The 10,599-nt window shown below is 55.4% G+C and carries 9 protein-coding genes; 8 read left to right on the forward strand and 1 reads right to left on the reverse strand.

Annotation, left to right across the window (positions count from 1 at the left end):
- Positions 1-56 precede the first annotated feature (56 nt).
- From ACYVRU_RS04730 to ACYVRU_RS04740, 3 genes are all read left to right on the forward strand, one after another.
- Positions 57-347: a helix-turn-helix domain-containing protein gene (locus tag ACYVRU_RS04730; RefSeq protein ID WP_114539861.1), complete on the forward strand. Its 291-nt coding sequence runs from the start codon at positions 57-59 to the stop codon at positions 345-347.
- Positions 344-1,270 carry a reverse transcriptase family protein gene (locus tag ACYVRU_RS04735; RefSeq protein WP_173113757.1) on the forward strand — a complete coding sequence of 309 codons (927 nt, stop codon included), beginning with the start codon at positions 344-346 and terminating at the stop codon, positions 1,268-1,270. Before ACYVRU_RS04730 ends, ACYVRU_RS04735 begins: the two co-directional genes overlap by 4 nt.
- A 77-nt stretch (positions 1,271-1,347) precedes the next feature.
- Complete coding sequence (locus tag ACYVRU_RS04740) at positions 1,348-2,310, forward strand: hypothetical protein (RefSeq protein ID WP_173113754.1); 963 nt, start codon at positions 1,348-1,350, stop codon at positions 2,308-2,310.
- Between the two features lie 115 nt (positions 2,311-2,425).
- Here the strand turns inward: ACYVRU_RS04740 and ACYVRU_RS04745 are convergent, their stop codons facing one another.
- On the reverse strand, positions 2,426-3,841 hold the full coding sequence (locus ACYVRU_RS04745) for a hypothetical protein (RefSeq protein ID WP_173113752.1): 1,416 nt from the start codon (positions 3,839-3,841) through the stop codon (positions 2,426-2,428).
- Positions 3,842-4,041: 200 nt separating this feature from the next.
- Here ACYVRU_RS04745 and ACYVRU_RS04750 point away from each other — a divergent pair, with 200 nt between their 5' ends.
- The 5 genes from ACYVRU_RS04750 to ACYVRU_RS04770 all read left to right on the forward strand — a co-directional run bounded on the left by ACYVRU_RS04750 (position 4,042) and on the right by ACYVRU_RS04770 (position 10,301).
- Entirely contained in the window at positions 4,042-4,746 is a 705-nt protein-coding gene (locus ACYVRU_RS04750; protein ID WP_173113749.1) for an IspD/TarI family cytidylyltransferase, read from the forward strand.
- Between the two features lie 3 nt (positions 4,747-4,749).
- Entirely contained in the window at positions 4,750-5,772 is a 1,023-nt protein-coding gene (locus tag ACYVRU_RS04755) for an alcohol dehydrogenase catalytic domain-containing protein (RefSeq protein ID WP_173113745.1), read from the forward strand.
- Positions 5,773-5,793: 21 nt separating this feature from the next.
- Positions 5,794-7,038, forward strand: coding sequence for a CDP-glycerol glycerophosphotransferase family protein (locus ACYVRU_RS04760; RefSeq protein WP_173113742.1), 1,245 nt, complete (start codon positions 5,794-5,796; stop codon positions 7,036-7,038).
- A gap of 3 nt (positions 7,039-7,041) precedes the next feature.
- On the forward strand, positions 7,042-8,946 hold the full coding sequence (locus ACYVRU_RS04765) for a glycosyltransferase family 2 protein (RefSeq protein WP_173113739.1): 1,905 nt from the start codon (positions 7,042-7,044) through the stop codon (positions 8,944-8,946).
- Positions 8,947-9,224: 278 nt separating this feature from the next.
- Positions 9,225-10,301 (forward strand): O-antigen ligase family protein, encoded by a 1,077-nt coding sequence (locus ACYVRU_RS04770; RefSeq protein WP_302683309.1) that lies wholly within the window; start codon positions 9,225-9,227, stop codon positions 10,299-10,301.
- Positions 10,302-10,599: the final 298 nt, after the last annotated feature.

The following is a 10,599-nucleotide window of genomic DNA, read 5'->3' on the forward strand; positions in this document are numbered from 1 at the left end:
CGATTTTGGTAAAGGCCTGCCTGGCATTCGTGAACGTTCAAAGAAACGAGGACGAGATGATCGGTACTGCCTTGAGGAGAATACGTCTCATTTTCGATTACTCTGCTTCGGAGATGAGCTCTATGCTGGGTATATCCAGAAGCTATCTGTCCGAGATCGAAAACAACACGAAGCAGCCTACCATGCGAATTTTGGAGCGCTATGCCGATGTGACTGGCATCAAGTTGTCCTCTATCATGTTGCTGGCAGAGCAATACGACGGGGGTTCTGATGAGGCCAAGGCGAGGCTGCTCACCTCTAAGGTTCTGAATTCCGTGATCGAAAACATGGCGGTGAACCTCCGATGAAGAAGACGGTCAGACAATATCCTCTTCAGAGAAGCCCCATCTATCGCCTGGGAAGGAGGCGAGATCTTGAAGAGCTATTGTATATGCAAAAGGGAGATTCTCGCCGCGTCAAGTGTTTCTCAGAATACAACATTTTTGACAAAGAGAAGTCTTCAGGGGGAAGCAGAACCATCGAGGCTCCATGCAGCAAGATGAAAAAGTGGCAACGTCGAGTATGGGATTTGATGGCTCGAATCGAAAAGCCCGACTGGGTGATATCTGCGACCAAGGGAAAGTCTTACAAGGACAATGCCTCAAAGCATCGGTCTAATGGCTATGTTATGACAATGGACATCAGCTCTTTCTACCCAAGCTGCGTTCGGGAGTACGTGTACCGTCTTTTTCGCGAGAGGCTTGAATGCTCGCCAGATGTGGCGCAGTGCTTGACAGATATTTGCACGTATCAGGGAGGGATACCCACAGGGAGTCCGGCAAGTCAGGCAGTGGCGTACTTTGCCTATGCAAAAATGTTCGAGGAAATAGAGGACCTCGCTCGTACATACGGGTGCACGTTTACTCTCTATGTTGATGACATGACCTTCTCCTCACAGGACAACTTCTCCTGGAAAAAACTCGCCTATGAGGTCGATGGCGTTCTGCACAAGTATGGACACCGGGCGAAGGGATCCAAAACGAAGTATCGTCTTCCCGGTGATTTCAAGATCGTAACAGGTGTTTGCCTAGCACCTGATGGTGCATTGGTCGCGCCTAACAAGTTGAGAAGCAAGATAGTCGGTAACACGCGGAGTCTGAAAGCGAGTGGCGACTTAAGCCTGCTGTCTCGAATACAGGGGCAGATACAGGCTGCGGACTACGTAGAGGGGAGGAGAACCTTCCCGGGGATTCGAAGTGAGTTGGAGAGGATTGCCGAGGCGGCTCTGTAACGATTAGGATGCCATGGAGGGAATGAAAAAGACCTGAGAAATCGGTAGGGTCGCCAATCGGGAAGGATGGAACTCGTATGGATTCTTGTACGAGCTATAAGGCAAACGAATCAGATGACTGGATTGTGAAGTTGGTTGCTGAAGGGCGGTATTTTGGTTCGAAATATGGCCCCGTGATGAGGAAGTGGATCCTTTTATCCGGCGCTTTGACAAGTGTAGACCAGCTTTTTGACGTATATCTCTGGAACTATAGGCAACTGACTCATGGCATTTTGATGTTTGATAGCGGGATCGTTGACGGAACGACCGACAATGGTACGGGTATGGATGATAGGATTACTGTCAATGCTTATGCGATGAATTATGTTTCCAATGGCGTTAACCTCGTTGAGTTCCTAGAAGCGTTCTGCAATGCAGCCAAAAAGGATGGATACGCTGAGGCCCAAGTCTTTATCGATGATCTTCGTCGTGAATACGACGGCAATTTTAATTATGCGCTGGCTCACACTCTTCGAAATCACGCCCAGCATGGCCAGCTTATAGTTTCTCTTTGTCCAGACGATAATGATCGCCAGCATGCTGGTTTTGATTTATATCAATTGCGAAATCCGATATTTTTTACTAATAAAGAGTTGTTTGAAAAAAGAATTGATATATATCAGAAAATTATCGAAAGTGTCTGCAGTGGTTCTGTGAAACTGTCGTTTTACTGCGAAGTAACGGCGATTCACGAAAGCATCTGTCAACTGACGAGCAATTTCATTGATGCTGTCTCTCGCTACTACGAAGATTGCAGCGGGGAGATCGAAGAGACGTATAAGTTATTGCCGGAATATGTGATTCGGGATGGCGGGGGTGGCGTCTTTTCGATATTCATCGACGACCAGACCGACGACTCTGAAGCGCATTTATTGATAGGGGATCCAAAAGAGATGCTGGATTCGTTTCAGACTTTGCGAAAGCGTGTTCTCGAAGAGCTTCAACTGGCTACTCAGGAGTATGAAGAGATGCGCAAACACTTGAAGCCGTTAAATCGGTAGAATAAAGATGGTGCAAATGATCGATTGTCATCGTGGTTCGGGAGTGCGGGAATAATGGCACTCGTAAAATACGGCGGACGGCTAGCTATGCCGCGATAGTTTGCTTCGATTGGTTTTACCCATGAGTCTCTTTGATGAGCGAAGCGTCAAGAAAGCCTCGAGGGTTTGAGGCGAGTTCTTCAAAGTGGTATGAAATGGATTCGATCGACATATCGAGTTCCTTGGCTACTGTTGAAGCTTCCTCCTCTCTAGAATTCTCGGAAAGCACGATTACCGTTCCGTCAACGCCCCAATATGCGAAATAAACACATCCTTTCAGATCATGCTTCATCAGGTGCGACTGCAGCTTCTCTCCGCCCGGATGATATCTGCCGACAAGCGTCCTCGTCGCATCTTCTCCTCCCTGGCAAGCGAAGCCTCTCTGCTGGTTCAGAGGACACCATCCGTTAACTGCCAAGGAAGCCCATCGTTTTGTCGTGATGTGTGAAACTTGGACGCTCTGGGATCGGCTGATGTTGTATTGCCGGAGCACGAAAGCTTTGGCGGCATCGAAATAGCTATATACGTCCAGAAGATACGTTCCACAGTATTTTCCGTATAGGGTGCTTGACCGAATCTCTAACGCCGTGAGCATCTCTGCTAACTCGTAGATATAGCCATCTTGGAAGGAAACCAGACAGGGTGCGTGTCCTTCTTCATTCATGGGGTCAATTGTGAACTCAGGGTATGTTTCGATGAACTCATCGTAAATATCCGACACTATGTCATACGCACAAGCGATGCTCTCTTCATCTGAAAGCGGACGGTCAGACGTTGTCTGCATCAGCCCAAAGGTTCCCGGTTTCTTGAAGGGGAGAACATGGTAAGCGATTCGCTCGGCTTGTCGGATCCACGAGGGTCGATAGGTGTCCTCGATGAGCGCGAAAGTGTAGAACAAGATCAGCAGTGCCGTATCCTGCTTATATCGTTCGGGCATTGATTTTCGGCAGAGCTTGTCGATGGCAAATAGCTGCTTTTCCATCAGAGGCGATCTAGGCGAGCGGTCTTTTCGGAACATCGGACTTTCAGCCAAGATGTAAAACAGCACGGTCATGGCGAGGATGATAAACTCCAGCGAAACATCTCCGACGTCAGGAATCAGAGATCGCAAGGGGTCATTCCCGATTGCCGTAAACAGATACCAAGACAAGAGGAGCGAAACTGCGGCTTGGGCAAAGACCATTGCAAGGTTAGAGCGAACGGTTCGGCGCTTTGACACCCATGCCAAAATGCGAAGGGTCCAATAGGTTCCTCCAGAGATCAAAAGACACGAGAATTGGAAACGGAGGCCAACAAAAAAGCAAAGGGCACCAAAGAGGGTGAGGACGACGACGGGGGCAATGATGCGAAAGGCGATATTGAATACTGTGCTCTTTCCGAATTCGCCATCGAAGAGATCGTTTTGGTAGGATTGTTGAATGTGCCTTCCCCCCAAGTAGTTGATGAGGAAAAAGGCGATGATTCCGAGGACGAGGAATAGCAAAATCGACATACGAGCTCCTTTTTGCGCTTGATGCATCCATTTTATGCTTGAACATACAACTCTTGGCCGTTTGACGTAAGTTTTCACAACATTCGGCAATGTGCGACTGTCGTGGAACGGCGTTGTGGGCTTGAGGCTCAATGGTAGAATTGCAGACGTAACAAGGTCCGTGGCGTCTTGGGCGCTGCGTGTTGACTAAAGGAGCGTACATGCAGTTTGCTGCTATTCTTGCGGGAGGGTCGGGGGTTCGGATGGGGAACCCTAATAAGCCGAAGCAGTTCTTCTATCTGGGCGACAAGCCCATTCTTGTGCACACTCTCGAGAAATTCTGCGCCGCTGGATGCTTTGATGGGATCCTCGTGCTCACGCCGGCAACGTGGATCCAGCAGACGAAGGACATCATCGCCAAGCACTGCCCACAGTACGCTGGCCAGGTTGCCGTCATCGCCGGTGGCGCCGAGCGCAACGACACCATCATGAACGCCATCCGCTACTTCGAGGACGAGTGCCAGGCGGACGACGCCTCCATCATCGTCACCCACGATGCGGTGCGGCCCTTCGTCTCGCTGCGCATCATCGAGGATAACATCGCCGCCGCTCTCGCTCATGGCGCCTGCGATACCGTCGTGCCTGCCACCGACACCATCGTTGAGAGTCTCGACGGCGAGCTCATCTCTTCTATCCCGAACCGCAGCGTGCTCTACCAAGGCCAGACGCCCCAGAGCTTCAATATGCGCGAATTGCGCGAAACGTTGGAATCGCTTACTCCCGAGGAGAGCGCCATTCTCACCGACGCCTGCAAGGCCTTCGTTCTGCGCGGCAAGAAGGTGGCCCTGGTGCGCGGCGACGTGTCGAACGTCAAGATCACCTATCCGCAGGATCTGCGCGTGGCAGAAGCAATGCTGGAGGCCTAGCCGATGCTGAATACTGTCTATCGCCTCACAGCCCCCCGAACTATCGAGCCGGTTGTCGTGTCTCAGGACACCACCGGCAAGGTCATCGTTCGACCAACATATCTGTCGATCTGCAATGCCGACCAGCGTTACTATCAGGGGACGCGCAGCAAGGAGGTGCTGGACAAGAAGCTGCCCATGGCGCTCATCCACGAAGGTATCGGCCGTGTGGTCAGCGATAACACGGGTGCGTTCCAGCCCGGCGATATCGTCGTCATGCTCCCCAACGCCCCCACCGAACAGGATGAATTTATCGCTGAGAACTACCTTCGATCCAGCCGGTTCTGCGGCAGCGGTTTCGATGGGTTCATGCAGGAGAGCATGGTTCTTCCGCCGGAGCGCGTGGTGCTGCTTCCTCAGGACGTGAATTGCGAGGTGGCGGCTTTCACCGAGCTCGTGAGCGTGGCCACCCATGCTATCTCCCGCTTCGACAAAATCGCCCACGGCCGACGCGAGCGCATCGGCGTATGGGGCGACGGCAACATGGGCTACATCGTCTCGCTGCTTCTTCATACGAGATACCCTGATACGAAGATCGTCGTATTCGGTCGCAACGAATCGAAGCTGCACGATTTCACGTTCGCGGACGAGACGCATCTTGTCGACGACGTGAGCGGCGTGGAGCTCGTCGATCACGCCTTCGAATGCGCCGGCGGCGAGGGATCCGTCGCCGCTATCGAGCAGATCATCGACCGCATCAACCCCGAGGGCACCGTATCGCTGCTCGGCGTCTCCGAGAACAACGTGCCCATCAACACCCGCATGGTGCTGGAGAAGGGCTTGCGCTTGTTCGGCAGCAGCCGCAGCGGTCGCGAGGACTTCGAGGCCACGGTGCGGCTCTACCACGAGCATCCAGAGGTGCTGGACTACCTCGCCGCTCTCGTCTGCAGCGTGAACGAGGCCCGGCAAATATCGGATATTTCGGCGGCCTTCGAGGCGGACATCCGCAAACCCATGGGCAAGACGGTCATCCGCTGGAACATGTAGAGTCATCCAAGCGAGGAAGCGATGAACGAGACCAGTGAGAAGAAGCCGCTTTTGACGCGAGCGAAGGGCGCCGTGCTTCATCGGATACGCCAATGGGCAAAGGATCTGCTGCTCTTCCGCATTCTGCCGGGCGAGTACCGCCGCGCGGCCAAGCAGCCCATTCAGCCGGGGAAGGTCGTCTTTCTGGAAAACAAGGAACCGACTGTCCCTGAAAGCTTCGAAGTCCTCTACGAGCGTCTGAGTTGCGTGCCCGAACTCGACGTCGAATTCATTTCTCTCGGGGAGACCCGCGTTAGGCTGCGTCAGTATTATCGCAACTGCATCGAAGCCGTCCGTGATCTCGCCACTGCCCAGTGCGTCTTCCTGAACGACGCCTCCAACGTCGTAAGCTGCCTGCCACTGCGAGAGGAAACGACGGTGGTTCAGCTGTGGCATGGGTGCGGCGCTTTCAAGAAGTGGGGTATGAGCACCGCCGATCTCATCTTCGGCGGGTCTCGCGATGAGATTCTGCGCCATCCGTTCTACAAGAATCTCTCGCTTGTCACGGTGAGTAGCCCGGAGGTCGTATGGGCCTACGAGGAGGCTATGGTGCTGCAGGATGAACCCGGCGTTGTGCAGCCGATAGGCGTGAGTCGCACCGATGTGTTCTTCGACGAGGCATACTTGAAGAAAAGCCGCAACAAGCTGCTATCCGTAGTCCCCGAGGCGAAGGGCAAACGCGCGATCGTGTACGCCCCTACCTTTCGGGGCCGAGTGGCTCATGCGGAAGCGCCAACTGCCCTTGACATCGAGGCCATGAAACGTGCCATGGGGGAGGATGCGGTGCTCCTCATCAAGCACCATCCCTTTGTGCGCGAGTTGCCCGCCATACCAGAGTGCTGTCGCGATTTCGCCTTCGATGTCACGCACGATATCGCCATCAATGAGCTTATCTGCAGCGCAGATGCGGTGATCTCCGATTACTCCTCGCTTGTGTTCGAGTATTCGCTTTTCGGTCGTCCCATGGTGTTTTTCGCCTTCGATCAGGACGAGTACGCTGATTGGCGCGGCTTCTACTACGATTACGATGCGCTCACCCCTGGCCCCGTCTGCACCTCGACCGAAGAGGTGATTCAGGCGATTGCAGAAAGCGCCGAGAGCTTCGATTCGTCCGAGGTGGATAAGTTCCGCGACCGCTTCATGGGCGCATGCGACGGCCATGCGACGGACCGCATCATCGAGTTCGCGCTCGGTCGGGAGATCCTTGAGAAGTCGTTGAAGGGATAATCAATGACCGACCGCGAGTCATATTCAGATCGCCAGCCTGCGGCCTCCGTCGTCGTTCCCGTGTACAACAAGGCTTCGCACTTGAAAGCGTGCTTCGATTGTCTGGAGCGCCAAACAATCAGCAAGAGCGATCTCGAGGTTTTGCTTATCGACGACGGCTCTACGGATGAGTCGCTTGCGCTCTGCGAGGCCTTTGCCGCAGAGCGTCCCTGGGTACGCGTTGTCGCGCAGCCGAACGCCGGCGTCTCCGAGGCGCGCAATGCGGGCATCCGAGCCGCACGTGGCCGCTACCTCTTCTTCCTTGATCCGGACGACTCCTTAAGCCCCGAGACGCTGGAGAATGTCTCGAAGTTTTTCGAGTCGTGCCCAGATGAGGTGGAGTTGGCCACTTACCCCATCGTGTCGATTCGCGAAGGAAAGCGTCAGCGGCTGCACCACCGCTACGATGTACTGCGAGAGACGGGCATCTACGATTTGACGCTTCCGGAGAACGCCACGATTGCCCAGGCCACCATGAACGTGGCCGTGCGCAATCGCTTCGACGGGAATGTGCTCTTCGATTTCGCGCCCGCTAACGGCGTTATCGTGCACGAGGACGAGAAGTACTGCACCGACGTGCTCCAGCGCAGCATGCAGCTGGGCTTCTGCGCCGAAGCGGAATACCGGTGGATTCGCAGCGACGAGGGGGCGTCCACTGCCCTGCGCCAGCCGGAGCGCCTCTACGACAACAACATCGCGCTGTTCGAGGACTTCTTCGGCCGCTACGGCAACGAAGTGCCTTCCTATATCCAGGGACTGCTTGTGAACGATCTCTCGTGGAAGCTGAAGGCGGGCATCGCGCTGCCCGCGCATTTGGAAGGCGCAGCCTACGGTAGGGCGCTGGGCCGACTGGGAAACCTCATGGAGTGCGTGGATGACGATCTGATACTAAGGCACCCCAATCTGCGGGAGGAGCATCGGTTGTTCGCACTGAGCTTGAAGCGCCGCGAGCCATTGCGCTGGCGCGTGGCGCCGGGGGCTCTTGCGGTGTTGAGGGGTGATGCCCTCGTGTTTGCTGACGGCTGCGCAAGCGCGACACTGACGCGGATTGCCGTGCGCGATGGCGAGCTGCACGTATCCGGTACGCTGATCTCGCCGTTCTTTGCCGGTTGGGAAGGGGGAGTGGAATTGTTGCTGCGCCGGCGCCCCCGAAAGGTCGATCGCGGGGGCAGTGCGGATGCCCTGGCGCTGACGGAGATAGTGGAGGGCTGTCCGACGGCAACGGTGAAGCTGGGCCGCTCCTTCCGGTTCGACTTCGCATGCAATTTGGACGAGAGCGAGGATATCTGGCTTGAGTTGCGCCTCGACGGCGCGAGCATTCCCCTAAGGTGGTCGGTCAGGGAGATGGCCTGCTCGGCCTATGCGCTTCGTCATACGAGGATCGTGGGGAAGTGGCGCGTTAGGCTGGACTTGGGCAAGGGCGAGATTGTCGTCGACCACTTGACGGGGAAGGCCCGGGAGAATGCGATCAAGCTGCTCGACGGCCGGGTTCCGCGCTGGAAGACGCGGCTCGACCGGCGCCTGATTCGCCGACTCGCCGAAGGCGGCGACATCTGGATTTACACGGACGGCCCCGATGGCCCGCGAAGCGCCTTGACCCAATTCGAGTGCGACGGCCAGCGGGATGACGGCATTGCCCGCTACTACGCCCTACGTGAGGGCCAGCGGCCTCCCCGCTGCGGCAGCCACGGCAAGCTGGTAGCCTTCGGCTCCCGCCGCCATAAGATGCTCTTCTGCGCGGCAATGGAGATAATCGCATCGGACACGGACTTCGCCGCCTACAGCCCCATGCCCGAGAAGAGCCTGTTGGACTTCGCGGATTTGTTCAACGCCGAGATTGTGCCGACGGGCTCTAACGATGCCGTGTGATTTGTTCGACGTGCCTTGCTTGGCGATCCAGGTGGTCGGGGATGGGCGTGGTACACTTCAATATCATTAACAGGCAAGGTAAGATAAGAGCAAGGGAAGGCGCATTGGCCATGGCGATCGCTTTGATGGCACACTCGGATAAAGACGGGCGTCGTCGCAGCACCGTGCCCCGAAGGCGGAATTCGTTTGGAACGGACTGGCGATACGTTCTCCTATTCGCTGCTCTGCTGATACCGTTCTTCGAGCCGACGGGGTTTATTCGGGGTGTTGTTCCCGAGGTGGCCGGGCTGTTCAAGGTGTGGCGCGTGGCGACGGTGGCCGCGCTCGTCTGCTTGTGCATACGACATGGCAGCAAGGATGCCTTCTCGCTCATTGCTATCGCCATAACGGCGCTCATGTTCCTTTCGACGCTCATCAACGAAGGTGCAGGGCGTACGTGGATATACGTACAATGCTTCTACGATTGGGCTCCTCTTCTCGTGTCAGTGCTGCTCGTGAACTATGCGTACAGGGATCGCATGACTGAACTCCTCTGGGCCATCCTGATCGTCACGGGGGTCTTGTCGATCTGCAATACGATTTCAGTGCTAGGATGGCCTCAGGGTGTGGTAACGGGCACTCGGGAGCCCTCGAATTTCTACGGTCACAAGAATGCTTCCATCGATCTTGCTCTGCCGTCGGTTGGCTGCTCGCTGCTCTTGGATGCGCAGCGGGGGAGGCGCTGCTCCGCCCGCAGTGTCGCGCTTTTCGCCATAGGGCTTGTGCAGTGCATTGTCTCCTATTCGGCCACCTCAGTGGTTGCCCTGGCTCTTTTTCCCGTGCTGTTTGTTGCGGTGCAGTTTCGCAAAACGCGTCCGGCGGTCAACGGATTCAGCTGCTTCGGGGCTTACGTGGTCGCGGCCGTGCTTCTGATGGGAGTGAAGATCCAGGAGCTTTTCGCGCCCATCATCGTGGGAGTCTTGGGGAAGACGGTTACGTTCACGCTGCGCACCTTCGTATGGGATGGCGTTTTCTCGCTCATGACGCCGGATCATCTGCTTCTGGGCTACGGCGCATCGGTGAGGTTCGGGTTGTTCTTCAACGACTTCCTCTACAACAATGCCCACAACTTCTTCCTGCACGTGCTGGTATCGGGCGGTCTGGCGGGAGTGGTGCTCTACGGAATCCTCATCCTGTTGGCGATGCGCACACTCTATCAGGGGCGCCATGACTTCGCGTCAGCGGTGCTGACGGTCGTTGTGGCATGCTTCTTTGTGATCGGTCTCATGGAATCTCTCATTACCATCAGTTGGCCCCTCATGCTGGCCCTGGCGTACTATTGGGATGCGGGGAGAACCTCGGCTATTAGAGTCTAGGCTTTTTTGCGGCTTTTCTTTCGCGGTGCTTCAAGTAGTTCCTCAAGTCTTTCTTGAGAAAATTCATGTGGGTGCTTTTGGTTTTGGAATCGATATTGATTTTGACAAGTTCCACGTAGGTTTTACAAGGCCAAGATGAGAGTCTGTCGGGATTTCTGTCTTCTTGCCCGCAGACCATTTGCCATATGTCATGCATCGTGGTACTGTCAATAATCTTGCGCAAATTCCAGCAGGCGACCGCCAGCCGTCGGCATGATCACTCGTCCAGCAGCGACACGTCCAGATACCTCCTCGACCC

It is taken from the genome of Adlercreutzia sp. CNCM I-6216 (assembly GCF_977113345.1).